This is a genomic window from Pseudomonas sp., assembly GCF_028293835.1.
GTDB lineage: Bacteria > Pseudomonadota > Gammaproteobacteria > Pseudomonadales > Pseudomonadaceae > Aquipseudomonas.
This window is the reverse complement of record NZ_JAQGNX010000105.1, coordinates 42283-59178: the sequence shown is the minus strand read 5'-3', so window position 1 is coordinate 59178 and position 16896 is coordinate 42283. Positions and strand designations below refer to the sequence as shown.

General features: G+C 56.4%; 13 protein-coding genes. 5 read left to right on the top strand and 8 right to left on the bottom strand.

The features are described from left to right. Nucleotides 1-39 precede the first annotated feature (39 nt). The gene (locus JWR17_RS14640; RefSeq protein ID WP_299832632.1) at nucleotides 40-1401 is read left to right on the top strand and encodes an MFS transporter; all 1362 of its coding nucleotides are present in this window, start codon (nucleotides 40-42) and stop codon (nucleotides 1399-1401) included. Between the two features lie 112 nt (nucleotides 1402-1513). Here the strand turns inward: JWR17_RS14640 and araH are convergent, their stop codons facing one another. The 5 genes from araH to JWR17_RS14615 form a co-directional block, all read right to left on the bottom strand. Then, a complete protein-coding gene (gene araH / locus JWR17_RS14635) occupies nucleotides 1514-2479 on the bottom strand; it encodes an L-arabinose ABC transporter permease AraH (RefSeq protein ID WP_299832631.1) in 966 nt (321 codons plus the stop codon). A gap of 42 nt (nucleotides 2480-2521) precedes the next feature. Beyond that, nucleotides 2522-4036 carry an L-arabinose ABC transporter ATP-binding protein AraG gene (gene araG / locus JWR17_RS14630; protein WP_299832630.1) on the bottom strand — a complete coding sequence of 505 codons (1515 nt, stop codon included), beginning with the start codon at nucleotides 4034-4036 and terminating at the stop codon, nucleotides 2522-2524. Nucleotides 4037-4124: 88 nt separating this feature from the next. Further along, the gene (locus JWR17_RS14625; protein WP_299832629.1) at nucleotides 4125-5129 is read right to left on the bottom strand and encodes a substrate-binding domain-containing protein; all 1005 of its coding nucleotides are present in this window, start codon (nucleotides 5127-5129) and stop codon (nucleotides 4125-4127) included. 188 nt (nucleotides 5130-5317) lie between these two features. After that, nucleotides 5318-6196, bottom strand: a complete 879-nt coding sequence (locus JWR17_RS14620) for an SMP-30/gluconolactonase/LRE family protein (protein WP_299832627.1) — start codon at nucleotides 6194-6196, stop codon at nucleotides 5318-5320. 58 nt (nucleotides 6197-6254) lie between these two features. Then, nucleotides 6255-7007, bottom strand: coding sequence for a FadR/GntR family transcriptional regulator (locus JWR17_RS14615; RefSeq protein ID WP_299832626.1), 753 nt, complete (start codon nucleotides 7005-7007; stop codon nucleotides 6255-6257). Between the two features lie 316 nt (nucleotides 7008-7323). Here JWR17_RS14615 and JWR17_RS14610 point away from each other — a divergent pair, with 316 nt between their 5' ends. The 4 genes from JWR17_RS14610 to JWR17_RS14595 all read left to right on the top strand — a co-directional run bounded on the left by JWR17_RS14610 (nucleotide 7324) and on the right by JWR17_RS14595 (nucleotide 13431). Next, nucleotides 7324-8475 carry an aldose epimerase family protein gene (locus JWR17_RS14610; protein ID WP_299832625.1) on the top strand — a complete coding sequence of 384 codons (1152 nt, stop codon included), beginning with the start codon at nucleotides 7324-7326 and terminating at the stop codon, nucleotides 8473-8475. Nucleotides 8476-8656: 181 nt separating this feature from the next. Further along, nucleotides 8657-10066, top strand: a complete 1410-nt coding sequence (gene potE, locus JWR17_RS14605) for a putrescine-ornithine antiporter (RefSeq protein ID WP_299832624.1) — start codon at nucleotides 8657-8659, stop codon at nucleotides 10064-10066. Further along, nucleotides 10063-12348, top strand: a complete 2286-nt coding sequence (locus JWR17_RS14600) for an Orn/Lys/Arg decarboxylase N-terminal domain-containing protein (RefSeq protein ID WP_299832623.1) — start codon at nucleotides 10063-10065, stop codon at nucleotides 12346-12348. The genes potE and JWR17_RS14600 overlap by 4 nt, the downstream gene beginning before the upstream one ends. Before the next feature lie 321 nt (nucleotides 12349-12669). Then, entirely contained in the window at nucleotides 12670-13431 is a 762-nt protein-coding gene (locus tag JWR17_RS14595) for a substrate-binding domain-containing protein (protein ID WP_366944158.1), read from the top strand. Nucleotides 13432-13435: 4 nt separating this feature from the next. Here the strand turns inward: JWR17_RS14595 and fetB are convergent, their stop codons facing one another. The 3 genes from fetB to JWR17_RS14580 all read right to left on the bottom strand — a co-directional run bounded on the left by fetB (nucleotide 13436) and on the right by JWR17_RS14580 (nucleotide 16816). Next, on the bottom strand, nucleotides 13436-14230 hold the full coding sequence (fetB, locus tag JWR17_RS14590) for an iron export ABC transporter permease subunit FetB (RefSeq protein WP_299832621.1): 795 nt from the start codon (nucleotides 14228-14230) through the stop codon (nucleotides 13436-13438). After that, entirely contained in the window at nucleotides 14230-14928 is a 699-nt protein-coding gene (locus JWR17_RS14585; RefSeq protein ID WP_299832620.1) for an ATP-binding cassette domain-containing protein, read from the bottom strand. The genes fetB and JWR17_RS14585 overlap by 1 nt, the downstream gene beginning before the upstream one ends. A 76-nt stretch (nucleotides 14929-15004) precedes the next feature. Then, complete coding sequence (locus JWR17_RS14580; protein WP_299832619.1) at nucleotides 15005-16816, bottom strand: ABC transporter ATP-binding protein; 1812 nt, start codon at nucleotides 16814-16816, stop codon at nucleotides 15005-15007. Between the last annotated feature and the right edge of the window lie 80 nt (nucleotides 16817-16896).

The following is a 16896-nucleotide window of genomic DNA, read 5'->3' as shown; positions in this document are numbered from 1 at the left end:
TTGAGTCGGACCATAAAAACAACAACCGAGGACATTCATGTGGACCATTCAGACGTCGCAGCCACGCCTGTCGCTGCAGCACTCCCTATCGCCACAGCCGCTCGAAGCAAGGTTCGTTATCTGGTGTTGGCCATGCTGTTTATTGTCACCGCAATCAACGTCGGTGACCGGGCAACCTTGTCGATAACCGGCACAGCCCTTACCCAGGTACTGGGCATCAATTCCATCACGCTCGGTTATATATTCTCCGCGTTTGCCTGGGCCTACGTACTGGGCCAGTTACCGGGGGGTTGGTTGCTGGACAAATTTGGTTCGGCGCGGGTCTACGGAGTGTCGCTGTTTCTCTGGTCAACCGTCACCGTCGCCCAGGGCCTGATCGGCTTTCTGTCGGTACCCATCGCAATTGGTACGTTGTTCGTCCTGCGCTTCTTGCTAGGACTGATCGAGTCCCCGGTGTACCCGGCGAACAACCGTATCGTCGCCGCGTGGTTCCCCCTGCAAGAACGTGGCACCGCCACGGTGATTTACAACTCGTCGATGTACCTGTCGGTGGTCATGCTGGCGCCAGCCATGGGTTTCGTCGCCCATAACTACGGCTGGGAACATGTTTATTGGTTGATGGGCGGGCTTGGCATCATCGTCAGCCTGATCTGGTTCAAGGTGGTCAAAAGTCCGCGCGAGCATCCCATGGTCAACAGCGCCGAGCTGGCGTATATCCAGGAAGGCGGCGCGCAAATAGACATGGACGCACCCAAGGCCAAAGGCGCGTTTATCCCCACGTTTGCTGACCTGAAAGTGCTGTTGAGAAGCCCGATGATGTGGTCAATCTACTTGGGTAAATACTGCGACACGTCGTTGCAGTATTTCTTCCTGACCTGGTTCCCGATTTACCTGGTGAAAGGTCGCGGCCTGAACATCATGGAAGCCGGGGCCATTGCCGCAGTACCGGGAATCTGCGGTCTGTTGGGCGCGTTGTGTGGTGGTGCGATTTGCGATCTATTGATTCGCAAAGGCTTTTCCCTGACCGTTGCGCGGAAAATTCCGCTGGTGTGCGGCATGAGCATGGGCGCGACCCTGGTGCTGTGTAACTTCACCGAGTCGATCTGGATCGTCACGCTGCTGATGTCCCTGGCGATCTTCGGCAAAGGCATCGTTGCGGTGGATTGGACGTTGGTTTCCGACACGGCGCCGAAAGAGATCACCGGCATGGCTGGCGGTCTGTTCAATATGTTCGGCAACATCTCCGGGATCTTCACCCCGATCATTATCGGCTATATCGTCCAGACCACCGGTTCGTTCGAGGGTGCGCTGTACGTGGTGGCCGGTCATGCGCTGGTTGGCGCACTGGCCTTTTTGAGTATGGGAACACTGCGCAAATTGCAGCTGGACCGAGCGGTTTGATCCAAGCATGACATCTGTAGGAGCCAACGTGTTGGCGAGGCGTTGGATGGGGGCTGAGCACGTCAGACCTCTCGCCAACACGTTGGCCCCTACAGAAAACAATCTATTAGACTCAGCGCCGCTTCATCCGGTCGATAATCACGGCGATCAACAGGATCGTGCCGCGAATCACGTATTGATAGAAGGTGTCGATATTCTTCAGGTTCATCGCGTTCTCGATGATCGCCAGAATCAGTACCCCGGCAATTACATGACGAATCATGCCGATACCACCACTCAGCGAGACTCCACCGAGTACACAGGCTGAAATCACCGTCAGCTCAAAGCCCTGGCCAATCATCGGCTGCCCGGAAGTCATCCGCGAAGCCAGCACCACACCGGCCAACGCGCCGATCAAACCATGCACGGCAAAGATGATGATTTTGGTCCGGTCAACGTGTACGCCGGCCAGCAACGCCGCTTCCTGGTTACCGCCGATGGCCATGGTGTTGCGCCCGTAGGTGGTGTAATTGAGCAGCCAGCCGAAGAACAGAAAGCACAACACAGTGATCACGATTGGCACCGGAACGCCGTAAAGCTGACCGTTACCGAAGACGAAAAAGCCCTCGTTCGACACGCCAACAGCTTTGCCGCTGGAAAAAATATACGCCAGGCCACGAACGATCTGCATGGTCGCCAGGGTTGCGATCAGCGCGTTGATGCGCAACTTGGCGATAACGATGCCATTGACCAGGCCGACCACCAGGCCCATGGCCAGTGCCGCCGAAACCCCAAGGAACACGCTGTTGGTGTCGCGAATGACCAACCCCGCCACCACGCCCGCACAGGCGATCACAGAACCCACCGACAAGTCGAAATGCCCGGACGCCAGACAGAACAACATGGTGCACGCGGCGATCCCGACGGTAGACACCGCGAGTCCAAGGCCGCGCATGTTCAATGAGGACATGAAGTTATCGATGAACAGTGCGCAGAGCACAAAAATGGTCAAGGCAGCGAGAAGCATGACCCAATCGTCGAAGAACCGACGCAAGTTCAGACCTTGCCGAGGAGCGGGCAGGCTATTTTCGTGTGACATATGTACCTCGTTTGTATTTTTTCTGGTCAGCCACATAATTAATTACCCGCGTGAGCGAGGAAGTGCCAGTTGCAAAAGTCGAGATTCATCCGCTTGGTCACGGAGCAGCTCGCCGGTGATAGCGCCTTCGCTCATCACCAGAATCCGGTCGGAAATCCCCATCACTTCCATCAAGTCGCTGGAGACCACAATCACTGCGATTCCGCTCGCTGCCAGGTTATGAATTATTTGATAAATTTCAGCTTTCGCGCCGATGTCGATACCGCGTGTAGGTTCGTCGAGCAGCAATACCTTCATCGGCATCGACAACCAACGGCCCAGAATCACTTTCTGCTGATTGCCGCCTGACAGGTAAATAATCTGCTGATCGGGCGACGGCGTTTTTATGTTCAGCGCACGGATCTGCTTGATGGCGTTGTCGTGCTCCCAACGTCCCTGAATCAACCAGCCATAGCGCGCATGGTCGCGACGGGCGCCCATGTTGATATTTTCCGCCACGCTGGACAGCGGCACGATGCCTTCTTTTTTGCGGTCTTCGGGGCATAGCAGAATCCCGGCGGCAATGGCGTCGCGGGGGGAGTTCAACGTCAAGGGTTTGCCTTCCAGTTGCAACGTACCGGCTTTACTGCGGGCCAGTCCTGACAGCAAACGCAGCAGCTCGGTACGCCCTGCCCCGACCAAGCCAAAAAAACCCAGTACTTCGCCTTTCGCCACCGAGAAGCTCACCGGTTCCTGCAAGCCATGGCCAAGCAGACCTTCGACCTGAAACGCAGTGTTCTGGTGTTCCCGAGTCCGGTAGTCATAAATGTTCTGAATATCGCGACCCACCATGCAGGTCACCAACTGATCGTGGCTCAGCTCGCTCATCTGTTCGAAAGTACGAACGAAACGGCCGTCCTTGAATACCGTTACCGCGTCACAAATGCGGAAAATCTCTTCCATTCGGTGCGATACGTACAGGATCACCCGGCCTTCGTCGCGCAGCTTGGCGATGATGGCCATCAAGCGCTCGATTTCCCGCGCCGACAAACTACTGGTCGGTTCGTCGAAGGCAATAACATGGGCGTTGTGTGACATGGCCTTGGCAATTTCAACCAACTGACGCTGACCCAGGGATAAATCACCGAGGCGCGTCGACGGATCAATCTCATCTGCCAAGCCTTTGAGCAGTTCCCGCGCCCGACGAAACATAGCCCGACGATTAACGATGCCGAAGCGCGAGGGCATATGCCCTAGCAACAAGTTCTCGGCCACGGTCATTTCCGGCACCAGTTGCAGCTCTTGGTGGATCACCGCCACCCCGCCAGCGATGCTGTCCGCCGCCGACTTGAAATGCATGGTACGTTCGCCGATCTGCAGGTTGCCGCTGTTGGGCTGGTACGAGCCGCCGAGGATCTTCAACAGCGTTGACTTGCCCGCGCCATTCTCGCCCATCAGCGCGTGCACCTGATGAGGTCGCGCGACGAAACTGATGTCCGAGAGCGCACGCACGCCGGGGAAACTCTTGCCAATGGCATTGAAGCGCAGACTTTCGCCCACTTGTTGTTGTTCCAACATGAAACCACCTCTCACCTCGTTCCGGTGGCCGGAACGAGGTCTTGCAGATGTCAGCCTGAACCGTCAGGCACGCCAAACCATACCCGGCTTACTTATAAAGGCCGATTTTGGTCAATACGTCTTTGAAGTTGGCGCGCGTAATCAGTGTGACATCGGCCATTGCGGTGAATTTGGCCGGCTCTTTGCCAGTCGTTACCCACTCGTACATCGACAACGCAGTGCCGTAGCCTTCTTTGTCCGGGCTAGGCAGCATCGAACCGAAGAATCCGCTTTCCGGTTTCTTTAATTCGTCGATGGCGTCAGTACCGTTAATGCCGATACCGATCACGTTTTTAGCCGCAAAACCGGAGCTCTCGGTTGCACGTACGCCACCCAGAACGGTGTTGTCGTTCATGCCGCCGATGATCAGGTTTTTCGCGCTGCCTGGCAGTTTGACCAGCGCCGAGTTGGTGGCGTCCATGCTGCCCGGTACGTCGAGGGTTTTCTGCGCGGTATACAAAATGTGATCAGCGGGCAGGCCGGCCTTGGTCAGCGAATCCACCGAACCATCGGTGCGCTTCTTACCGGTATCCAGCTCGTTGTAGGTATTGATCACCGCGTAGGTGTCTTTCCAATCCCAGTTGCGATGCTTCGCTTCGTCAGCCATGGCAGCACCCTGTTTCTGGCCAACTTCGAACGCGGCCATGCCTAGGTACGGCACGTCTTCCATGAACTTGCCGTTAGCATCAACGAAGCGGTCATCCACGGCCATAACCTTCAGCCCGTTTTGCTTGGCTTTGGCGACGATGGACGGACCCAGCCCAACATCAGGCGCACAGATGACGAAGCCCTTGGCGCCGTTGGCGGCCAGGCTGTCGATAGCGGAGAGGGTTTTTTCACCGTCGGGAACGGCAATTTTGATTACAGTAAAACCGTGTTCTTTACCGGCTTTTTCAGCGAAGGCCCATTCGGTCTGAAACCAGGGTTCTTCGGCCTGTTTGACCAGAAAGCCGATTTTGACTTCTTCAGCGGCAGATGCGGCGGTGCCCAATCCCAATATTGCAGTGGCGACAGCGGCACAGCACAGGGAACGAATCCCGTGACGACTCAACATAGCTAACTCCTTATTTTTATTGAATAGCTACAGCGTGCAACGATTTAGCGCAGCGGCTGGTTTTACCGAAAACAGCACAGCCAGGAAACGACAAAACAGTCATATCATATTATGAATGGAGCGAACGTAACGTAGTGTCACTTGCGTTGAACTGCCGTCCGACACGTTCGGCCCGGCTGCATGCACAATCAACCGGCGAACCGATGACAGGGCATACCCGTCACTCCAACTTCAGCCATTAACAGCGCGCCAGCGAGCGTACCTTTGGCCGACGACGGCGCGGCACTGGTGACGTAAAGCGTAGACAACTCCGGGCCGCCGAAGACGCAACTGGTGGGGTGGCTGACGGGTAACTCGACTACTCGATCGACAGTGCCATCGGGGGCGAAACGAATAAGGCAATTACCGTCCCAACGGGCGTTCCAGATGCAGCCCTCAACGTCCATGGCCGAGCCATCCGGGTCGCCCCGGGGGTGCTCAGTTGCCCAGACCGCTCGCTCACCCAAGCGTCCATCACCTTCAACAGGGTAACGATAGATCACCCCGTCCAGGCTGTCGGCGCTGTACACGACTGTGGCCTCGGAATTCCAGAGCAAGGTATTGACGATGCCCTGCCCGGCGAGCAATGGCGTGACGCGGGTGTCCGGATCGACGCGAAACAGGCCACCCGAGCGCCGCACCAGCGGGACGTCGCCACCTTCGGCGTCCAGGTTGTTTTGCATGCTGCCCAACCATAGTCGGCCCTGGGCATCGCAACGCGCTTCGTTGGCGCGGTTACCGGCCACAGGGTCCGCCACGCAAAACAGGCTCAGGCGCGGTTGCTCTGAAGGGGAAGAAAGGTCCAGGCGGTACACGCCGCTGGCCAAGGTGACCAGGGCATCGCCTTTTTCGCAGGGAATAAAAGCGGAAACCGGCTCGGCGAAACGCCATTGATGGTAACGACCATAGCTCAGGCGACAGGCCAGGAAACCGGCAATATCGACCCAATACAATGCGTTTTCCTCGCGATCCCAGAACGGCCCTTCAGCGAGCTTGAAGCGTTTTTCAGACACCGGATGCCATTGCATGACACGTCCTTATTCTTATTTTTTTTGCTGCTTCATTGAGCACGTTTTGGTGCATTGCTCAGCTGAGCTCCAGCTGGGCTTTTCCATGTTCTGCTTCGCTGGTGTGCGGGTGGCTATTTTGCGCCGCGTAGTAACGTGAAATAGTCACCGTGGCCTGCTCGATCAGGCTCATGCAAGCCCACACGCCGCGCGCTGCGTCCCGCGCAGCAATGGCGTCGGCCAGCTCCTTATGCAACGGCAAGGTCTTGCCCAATTCCTGAGGCGCCGCTGACGACACCTCAAACGACACGGCTAACAACGTACCCAGCGCCGGCAACATCTGCTCGATGAACTGGTTATGACTGGCAGCCAACACCGCTTCGTGAAACCGCTGGTCGGCATGGTTGTAATCACCCTTGTCACCCAACGAAGCCTCCAGCGCACGGTAGGCGTCCTGAATCTCGACTATCTGCAACGGATTTGCGCGCTCACAGGCCCAGCGCACAGCCATCGGCTCAATCGTACGGCGCAGGTCCAACAGGTCCATGACAAAATTCTCGGGCAAGCCCTTCTTCGCCAACCAACCCACCACCTGCGGATCAAATAAATTCCAGCTACGTACTGGCATCACCCGGGTGCCGACCTTGGGTCCCACTTCGAGAATGCCCTTGGCCGCCAACGTCTTTATCGCCTCACGGATAACCGTACGGCTGACGCCTAATTCCTCACACAACGCAGCTTCAACCTTCAGCGTTTGACCCGGTAGAACATGGCCCGCTGCGATCCAGGTGCCAAGCCAATCGACGGTCGACGCATGATAATTACTGCTCATCCCTAGCGCCTCTGTATGCGGCTATTTCCGCAAATTGAGGCTAATCATCATACGATTGCCTGTCAAACGTCTATGCTGCCTGGCAATGCCGGCGCTTGTACCGGTGCTGTGCTATCCCAAACACTGGTAAATACTAAATAGTATTACGATTGATTTTTCAAGCACTGCTTTTTGGGCTATAAAACTAAATTACCGAACAAACCGAGTCGAATAGTCTGACCAATAGGAGGAAATCACCCAAAAAATCGATTCACCTGCCAAGAAAACTGCGCTTCTAAAACCTGTTCTATTCAAAAATAAAAAGGAAAAGGTAGATATGATATTTCGCAAATTCACCCTTAGCAGCCTCGGACTGTCCTTAATGATTGCCACCCTCTCCGCCCACGCCGCGGGATTGACTAGCGTCCACAGTGCTTTCGGCACCACCGCTGACGGTGCGCCCATCGAGAAATACACTCTCAGCAACAGCCATGGCATGCAAGCCAGCATCATTACCTGGGGCGGCGTTCTGCAGTCGCTGATCGTCCCGGATAAAAACGGCAAGGCCGACGACGTGGTGTTGGGCTTTGATGATATTCAGGGCTACCAAGCCAACCCGACGGTGTATTTCGGCGCGACGATCGGTCGCTTCGGCAATCGCATCGCTAACGGCAAATTTACCCTGGACGGCAAGGAATACCAGGTACCGACCAACGACGGCCCGAACTCCCTGCATGGCGGCTCCCAAGGCTTTGACAAACGGGTATGGACCGCCGAAGCCAGCAAGGAGAAAGGATGGGTGGGCGTGACCCTGACCTATGTCTCCGCTGACGGCGAAATGGGTTTCCCTGGAAAACTTGAAACCCACGTCACGTACAGCCTCAACGAGAAAAACGAGCTGCGCATTCAGTACCGCGCAACCACTGACAAGCCCACCGTACTCAACCTGACCAACCACAGCTATTTCAACCTGGCGGGTGCCGGTAGCGGCGATGTGTTGAAACAGGTCGCCACCGTGCACGCGACCACCTACACCCCGATTAACGGAACGCTGATCCCCACCGGAGAACTGGCCCCGGTCGCGGGTACGCCAATGGACTTTCGCCAACCAACCGCGTTCGGCAAAAACATCCACGCCGACCACCCGCAGCTGAAATTTGCTGAGCCTAAGCAAGGCGGTTTCGATTTCAACTGGGTACTTGACACCAAAGGCAACGTTGGCAAACTCGCTGCCGACGTTCGCGATCCAGCGTCAGGGCGGCATTTGCAGCTCTACACCACCGAGCCCGGCGTTCAGTTGTACACCGGCAACTTCCTCGACGGCACCGTCAAGGGCAAGGCTGGAAAGGTTTACCCGCACTGGGGCGCGTTTACCCTGGAAACCCAGCATTACCCGGATGCGCCTAACCAGCCTAACTTCCTCAGCACCCGGCTGGACCCAGGCAAAACCTATACTCAAACTACGCTGTTCAAATTCTCGGCTAATTGAGTAACCACTGATTGGAACACCGCCGTGTTGATGTCTCTGTAGGAGTTAACTTGTTGGCGAGGCAGGCACTGCGGTGTAACAAGAACACCGATTTACTGGCTCGCTAATAAGTTGCCTCCTACACAGTCGCCCTTCATCTGCTATAGCTATACACCTCTCACATGATTAATGAGGCGGGCATATGGCAGTAGCAAAGAAAATGAGCGTGGGCCAACTCACAATGTTGACGGCGGTCAATATGCTGGGTTCAGGCATCGTGTTACTGCCGACCAAACTCGCAGAAGTGGGCGCTATTTCAATTTTGTCCTGGATAATTACTGCAACCGGCTCTCTGGCGTTGGCCTATGCGTTTGCGCGGTGCGGCATGCTCAGCCGTAAGACCGGCGGAATGGGCGGTTATGCTGAATACACGTTTGGTAAATCCGGTAATTATATTACCAATTACACGTATGGCCTTTCGCTACTTATTGCCAATGTTGCGATCAGTATTACCGCGGTAGGTTATATCCAGGTGCTGTTCGATCTGAAGTTGAGTTCGTTAAATGTCGGGTTGTTTACCATCGCTTTGCTGTGGATTACCACCTTCGCCAACTTCGGCGGGGCGAGCATTACCGGGAAAATAGGGGCGGTAACCGTTTGGGGTGTGATTCTGCCGGTGGTGGTTGTTTCCACTGTCGGTTGGTTCTGGTTCGATAGCAGCGTTTATTCAGCCGGTTGGAACCCTCATAACAAAACCTGGTTTGACGCTGCCGGCGCATCGGTGGCGATCACCCTGTGGGCGTTTTTGGGGCTGGAATCTGCCTGCGCCAACGGCGATGCGGTGGAAAATCCGGAAAAGAACGTACCCATTGCGGTATTGGGCGGCACCCTCGGCGCAGCAGTGATTTATATCGTCTCGACCAACGTGATCGCCGGCATCGTCTCCAATCCGGAATTGGTCGCCTCCACTGCGCCGTTCGGTCTGGTATTCGCCAAGATGTTCAATCCCATGGTTGGCAGTGTCGTCATGGGATTAATGGTTTTAGCCTGCATTGGCTCTTTGCTGGGCTGGCAGTTCACCATCGCTCAGGTGTTCAAGAGCTCCGCCGACACTGGGTATTTCTTGCCGATCTTTGCTAAAGCAAACAAAGCCGGCACGCCTATCGTGGGTATGTTGATTCTGTTAGCGGGGCAGACGGCGTTGGGTTTATTAACCATCAGCCCCAACCTGACCACGCAGTTCGATACGTTGGTAAATCTCGCAGTGGTGACCAATCTCGTCCCTTACATCTTGTGCATGGCAACCCTGATGACCCTGCAGAACATCTCAAACGTAGCCCCAAGGCAGGCGTTGATTACCAATGCCGTTGCGTTCGTTGCGGCGGCTTACAGCTACCTGGCGTTGTACAGTTCCGGGGCTCAGGCATTAATGCTCGGCGGTGTCGCAACTATTGCGGGCTACACCTTGTTCGGTTACGTGAATACCCGACTTATTCGACTGGAAACTCAAGGTCTCGTCAGCGTGCCGGTACAAACCGTGAGCGCGCAGCACGAAACAACGGTCTCGAAACTTAAAGTTCCTGCCTTGTCGACCCTGGAGACACAGTCATGAGTGAATCCATACGTTCCCTCGGCATGCTCACCCTTTTAGTCAGCAATGCGTCTGACAAGCGTACGGTGTTCGGTCGGGCGCTGAATCAGTTAGTGACGGACATTGAAGAGCGGTCCATCAGCGTGTTGTTTTCCGAATCAATGAGCGATGCGACATCGATTTTGCGGTCCGATCCCGCGGTTCAATGTGTGCTGTTGAGCTGGGACATGGACAAGACTGAGGGGCATCAGGCGTGCATGGACTTGCTCAAAGCCTTGCGCGATCGTAACACCCGGGTGCCGGTGTTTTTGATCAGTGACCGTGCCGCTGTATCGACCATCCCGCTGGTGGTGATGCAACACGCCGACGACTTTATCTGGCTACCGGAAGACACCAGCGCGTTTATCAGCGGGCGGGTTCTGGCGGCAATCGAGCGTTATCGCCAAGCGGTGCTGCCACCGATGTTTGGGGCGTTGGTCAAGTTTGCCCGCACCTATGAATATTCCTGGCATACACCAGGGCATGCCGGCGGCACCGCGTTTTTGAAGAGCACCGCAGGCCGAGCGTTTTATGAGTTTTTCGGTGAAAACCTGTTGCGCTCCGACCTGTCCATTTCGGTGGGTGAACTGGGTTCTTTGCTGGATCACAGCGGCCCCATTGGTCAGGGCGAGCGTTATGCCGCCAAGGTATTCGGCGCCCACCGCACCTATTACGTAACCAACGGCTCCTCGACCTCCAACCGGGTGATTCTGATGGCGAGCGTCACCCGCGATCAGATCGCTTTGTGCGACCGCAACTGCCACAAATCCGCTGAACACGCGATGACCCTGTCCGGAGCGATCCCGACGTACCTGGTGCCGACCCGCAATCGCTTTGGGATCATCGGCCCCATATTGCCGCAGACCCTTAGCGCTGAGGGCGTGAAGCACGCCATCGACAATAATCCGTTAGTCAAACCAGGCATCGATAAAACACCGATCCACGCCATCGTCACCAACTCGACCTACGACGGCCTGTGCTACAACGTGACGCGCGTGGAAGAACTGCTGGGCGCCAGTGTTGATCGTCTGCATTTCGACGAGGCGTGGTATGGCTACGCACGGTTTAACCCGATCTACCGCGAACGCTTCGCCATGCACGGCGATCCCAAGGATTACGACCCGTCGCGGCCCACGGTCTTTGCCACCCAGTCCACTCACAAGTTACTCGCAGCGTTGTCGCAAGCGTCGATGATCCATGTGCGCAACGGCCGCAAAGCCATTCCCCATGGACGTTTCAATGAGTCGTTCATGATGCACGCCTCAACCTCGCCCAACTACGCGATCATGGCGTCGTGCGACGTCAGTTCGGCAATGATGGAAGCGCCCAGCGGCCAGATTTTGACCAACGAATCCATCGAAGAAGCCATCGCCTTCCGCCAGGTCATTTCCCGAATGAACGCCGAAATGTCCACCGACAATGAGTGGTTCTTCACGTGCTGGCAGCCGCAGACGGTAAAAGTCGGTGCAGGGCATGTCCCGTTCCATGAAGTCGACCCCGACCTGCTCAAGACCGAACCTTATTGCTGGGTCTTGCACCCCAACGAAATCTGGCACGGTTTCGGCGACATCGAGGATGGCTACTGCATGTTGGACCCGATCAAAGTATCGGTGCTAAGCCCCGGCATGGGTGATGATGGGCAACTGTTGGACTTCGGCATCCCGGCCTGCGTCTTGAGCGCCTACTTGGGTCGACTGGGTATCGTGGTGGAGAAAACCACTGACTTCACCATTCTGTTTCTGTTTTCCATCGGCATCACCAAAGGCAAATGGGGCACGCTGGTCAATGCGCTACTGGATTTCAAGCGCGACTTCGACGCCAACCTTGAACTGGAACTGTGCCTGCCCGACTTGGTGCAAAGTCATCAGCAACGTTACGCCGGCATGGGCCTGAAGGAGCTGGCCGAGCAGATATTTACTGCAATGAAAGACCACAAAACCACCGCGACCATGGCCCAAGCCTTTGGCATGTTGCCTGAGGCGCAGCTTAGCCCGGTGCAAGCGTACGAAAAGCTGGTGAAGGATGAGGTCGAGCAGGTCACTCTGGAAGAAGCGGCTGGACGTTTGGTCGCCACGGGCATCGTGCCCTACCCGCCAGGTATTCCCCTGCTGATGCCCGGAGAAAATATCGGCGCGGCTGATGGGCCTTTCCTGGCATACCTGAAAGCCCTGGAAAGTTTCGACCTGTCGTTTCCGGGATTTACCCACGACACCCACGGCATAGAGGCTGAGGGTGGGGTTTATCGGTTGTTGTGTCTTAAATAACATCAAACCTGTAGGCGCCTGCTTGTTGGCGAGGCGGTGTATCAGGCACACCGCGCCGCCAATTTCATCGCCAACGAGTTGGCTTTTACCGAGACATCCAGCCAACACCTGACCTGAGCCGCCAATCGGCGCATATTTATCAAGCGATGCTGCTTGGGTCGTGCTCAACACAAGGTAAACTAAATTTTTGTTAATCCACGTTGATGTCAATTCTTTCAAAAGCGCGGCTAAATACCCGCCTCTTCTCTATTAAGTTCAGGTATGTCGCAGAATTCAGGACGTTTGGTCATGACGAAGACCTTTTCAACACTCACATTAGCGATTCTATTTTTATTTACCGACGACCTGTCAGCGCAAACGGTCCGCCCTCCACCCCCGGTCAGATCACTTGCGGTATGGACCACGGGGGGTTTTATGGCTGCAATTCAGGCCATCGCACCCGATTATGAAAAAGCCACTGGGGTTAAGTTAATTGTCGAGGAGTCCCCTTCCACCGGCAATGCTGCAACCCAAATCACTAATCGACTGGGTCGCGGCGAGACGGCCGACGTGGTCATTACCGAAGACTGGGCGTTGCAAAAGCTGGTTGAGCAAGGCCAGGTACAACGACAGAGCCGCGTCGACCTGGGCAAGTCGTTTATCGCCATGGCCGTGCGTAAAGGTGCAAAAATCCCCGATATTCATAACATGGAGGACTTTGCTCAAACCCTACAGGATGCCGAGTCTATAGCGCTGTCGGACAACCCCAGCGGGGTCTACCTGTTGCGGGTGCTGTTCCCGCAGATGCATTTGTCCGAACGGTTGAAGGACAAGATCCACATGATGTCTGCCGAGTCGGTCGCCCAGGCGGTGGCCAATGGTGAAGCGCAGATAGGCTTCCAACAATTGAGCGAGCTCAAGCAGGAGGAAGGCATTGATGTGGTTGGGCTGATTCCCGATCAGGTGCAGAAAATGACCCTGTATTCCGCAGCCGTGACCCGCCGAGAGGCTCATCAAGAAGACGCGGCCGCATTACTGGCCTACCTGGATTCCAGCGCGGCCAGCGCCATTATTGAATCCAGCGGGTTAACCCCCGTGCACTAACTGCCTATTTGCGCTCCATCAGCTTCGACGCAAGAAACCGGTGGTCTGTGGAAAATAACCGCCGGTAGGTGAGCAACACGGCTAACACCGTGCCCAGACCAGACGCGGCGGCGATCAGGAACATGATAATGATCTGGTAACGGACCGCCTGGATCGGCGATTGGCCAGCCAGCACCTGGCCGGTCATCATCCCCGGCAAGCTGACCAGGCCGACCACGGTCATTTGGTTCAGGGTCGGAATCATGCCTGCGCGCACCGCCTGGCGTGCAGGACCCTGCGCGGCTTCCCAGCGTGACGCACCCAGTGCCAGGCTCATTTCCACCACGTTACGTCCCGCCGTCAGCTCTTGGGTCATGCGCTCGATGCCCAATGACACGCCGGTCAACGTATTACCGAGGATCATGCCGAGAATGGGGATGGCATATTGCGGCTCGTACCACGGATGAATCCGAATGATCGCGAACAAGCCAACAGCCGCCACCAACCAGGAACTCATCCAGATCGACACAATGCTGTCCAGACGTTGCCCCGCATAGGTACGCTTGCCTCGGTCCGAAGCCGATAGCCCGGCAATCAGCGTCATCGCGGCCATGAGTGGCAAGACCACGTACCATTGGCCATGACCGAATACCCACCCCAGCACGTACCCGATGGCGAGTAACTGCACCACCGTGCGAACCGCCGCCACGATCAGCGTGCGCCCCAGGTCCAGTTTTAACATGACCGATAGCACGCCGTTGATCAGTATCAACAGCGATGCAATACCGATGTCCAGCAGCGACAGGTTTTGATAATCCATCAGGTTTGCTCACTTAATGTTCCGGCCAGCATGGTCAGGTGACGTCCACTCATGCGTTGCGCCTGCGCCTGATCGTGGGAAATCCATAAATAGGCACGTTCATTTGACCCGTTGAACCAGGCGCTGACCAACGCCTCGATCTCCCGCGAAGACTCAGGGTCCAGCGCGGCGGTCGGTTCGTCCAGCAGCAACACATCGGGCTGCACTTGCAGTACCCGGATCAACGCAGCAATTTGCGCCTCGCCGCCGGACAGTTCGCTGGACTGCTTCTCGAGAAAACCATCGCCCCTGCCAGCCTGCCCCAGCAGTCGCAACACCGCTTCTCGATCAAATTTCAAGTCCTGATAAACCTTCAGGCTGAACGGGTAGCGAAGGTTGTCCTCCACCGTGCCTTCGAGCATCGCCGGACGCTGGGCGATGTAACTGACATGGCGTCGATAAGCTGGGATATCAGGCCCTTTGACCGCCGTACCGCGCCAATAAATTTGGCCGCTACTGTGCGAGTCCAACAACGCCAGCGCCCGGAGAAACACACTTTTACCGGACCCCGACGGCCCGGTAACCGCTACCCGGTCGCCAGCGCACAGGGTGAAATCTGAAGCATTGAGCAGGTTTTTTTGACTTTTCGAGTCATAGCGGACAAGACCGATGGCTTTGATCAGGGCTTGGTGCGCAGAAGTTGAGGCGGTAGGGGTCATGGATTACAGGATCTCTGTTCAATACGATTTACCACAGATTTTGATACGCCGTTGGGCTGTTGCGTAAGCCCCTTCACTACCGATACCCCCGCGCCTGCAAGTCAAACAGCTGCGCATAACGACCGCCTGCTTCCACCAGACTCTGGTGGTTGCCGCGCTCCAGAACCCTGCCTTGTTCCAGCACCACGATGTGATCCGCACTGCGCACACTGGAAAACCGGTGCGAGATCAGCAAGGTCATGCGGCCTTTGGCGTGCTCGCGGAAGTGTTCGAACACCGCTGCTTCAGCGGCGGCGTCGAGGGCGGCCGTGGGCTCGTCGAGGATCAGGATATCGGCATTGCGGCGCATATAGGCACGGGACAGGGCTATTTTTTGCCACTGCCCGCCCGACAATTCCTGGCCACCGGCAAACCAGCGACCTAGCTGTGTGGCATAGCCCTGGTCCAGCGCTTCAATGAACTCTGCTGCCATGCCTTGCTGCGCCGCTTTACTCCAACGGGATTCGTCGGTAAACGCGTCAATGTCACCCACCCCAAGGTTTTCACCCACCGTCAGCTGATAACGAATGTAGTCCTGAAAAATCACCCCGATTCGGCGCCGCAACGCGTCCTCGCTCCACTCGTTGAGGTCGCTGCCATCCAGCAAGATCCGACCTTGATCTGGGCGATAAAGACGGGTTAGCAGCTTGATCAGGGTAGTCTTGCCCGAGCCGTTCTGGCCCACCAGCGCCACGCTGCGCCCCGGTATCAAATGCAGGTCAATGTTCTCCAGGGTCGCCCGTGGGGCGTCCGGATAACTGAAGCCGACGCCCTCGCAACGCAAACCATCCCCGGGCAGCACGCCTTGCGTGAGACCGCCGGTTTCGACGATCACTGGCTGCGCCAGGTACTCATACAAGTTGGACAGATACAGACCGTCTTCATACAACCCGCTGATGGCGCTAAGGCTGCTGCTCACCGCGCTCTGCCCTTGTTTGAACAGCACCAGGTACATGGTCATTTGGCCCAGGCTGATCAAGCCGTTCACCGTATCGATCACCACCCAGGCATAGGCCAGATAAAATGCGCTGGTGCCCAGCAAGCCAAGGACAAAACCCCAGCCATCCCGACGCAGGGTCATACGACGGTCTTCGCTGTAAAGCTTGGTGAACATGTCCCGGTAGCGCTGCAGCAACAGCGGCGCGAAGCCGAACAGCTTGACCTCCTTGATGTACGTCTCATGGGAGAGCAGCGTTTCAATGTAATTTTGGTGACGGGTTTCGGGGGCGCGGCGGCTGAACAGGCGAAACGCATCGCCAGAAAAATGCGCTTCAGCGAAAAACACGGGTAACGCGCCGAGGATCAGAATCGCCAGTGCCCATGGCGAAAAATGCACCAGCAACACAGCGAAACTGATCAGCGAAATAAGGTTCTGGATCAAGCCCAGGGATTTAATGACCAGCGCCAGCGGCCGGGTCGAGGCCTCGCGGCGCACACGGACCAACTTGTCGTAGAAATCGGAATTCTCGAACTGCGCCAGCGACAAGGTCTGGGCTTTCTCCAGAATCAAGGTGTTGACCTTCTGCCCCAGTTGCACCCGAAGCAGCGATTGCTGGACTGACAACCCCCGTTGCGCCCCGGCCAATATCGCCAATACCCCGGCCTCGAACAGCACGTAACGCAAGACCGGCCACAGTGGCGCGCTGCCCTGGTTGGCATGCAGTTGCATGGCGGCCACTACCGCGTCGACAATCCGTTGTCCCAGCCAAGCGGCCAACGCGGGTAATACCCCGGCGACCAACGTTGCCAGCACCAGACCGAGGAACAACCCGCGCGAGGTACTCCAGACCAGCTCCAAGGCACGCTTCGCTTGGTCGATAAAAGAGGCGAAACGGCTGACAACTGGCATTCGACGACGGCTCCGAGATCACGTAGCAGCATTGTGTCGTCATTGCCCCGTTACATCCAGACAACATTCAGCCGTATGCA

Bases quoted from the DNA above. Each gene is read 5' to 3' on its own strand.
- JWR17_RS14600 (WP_299832623.1), top strand. From the start codon at position 10,063: ATGAGTGAATCCATACGTTCCCTCGGCATGCTCACCCTTTTAGTCAGC.
- JWR17_RS14585 (WP_299832620.1), bottom strand. From the start codon at position 14,928: ATGACCCCTACCGCCTCAACTTCTGCGCACCAAGCCCTGATCAAAGCC.
- JWR17_RS14625 (WP_299832629.1), bottom strand. From the start codon at position 5,129: ATGTTGAGTCGTCACGGGATTCGTTCCCTGTGCTGTGCCGCTGTCGCC.
- JWR17_RS14615 (WP_299832626.1), bottom strand. From the start codon at position 7,007: ATGAGCAGTAATTATCATGCGTCGACCGTCGATTGGCTTGGCACCTGG.
- JWR17_RS14610 (WP_299832625.1), top strand. From the start codon at position 7,324: ATGATATTTCGCAAATTCACCCTTAGCAGCCTCGGACTGTCCTTAATG.
- potE (WP_299832624.1), top strand. From the start codon at position 8,657: ATGGCAGTAGCAAAGAAAATGAGCGTGGGCCAACTCACAATGTTGACG.
- fetB (WP_299832621.1), bottom strand. From the start codon at position 14,230: ATGGATTATCAAAACCTGTCGCTGCTGGACATCGGTATTGCATCGCTG.
- araH (WP_299832631.1), bottom strand. From the start codon at position 2,479: ATGTCACACGAAAATAGCCTGCCCGCTCCTCGGCAAGGTCTGAACTTG.
- JWR17_RS14620 (WP_299832627.1), bottom strand. From the start codon at position 6,196: ATGCAATGGCATCCGGTGTCTGAAAAACGCTTCAAGCTCGCTGAAGGG.
- araG (WP_299832630.1), bottom strand. From the start codon at position 4,036: ATGTTGGAACAACAACAAGTGGGCGAAAGTCTGCGCTTCAATGCCATT.
- JWR17_RS14580 (WP_299832619.1), bottom strand. From the start codon at position 16,816: ATGCCAGTTGTCAGCCGTTTCGCCTCTTTTATCGACCAAGCGAAGCGT.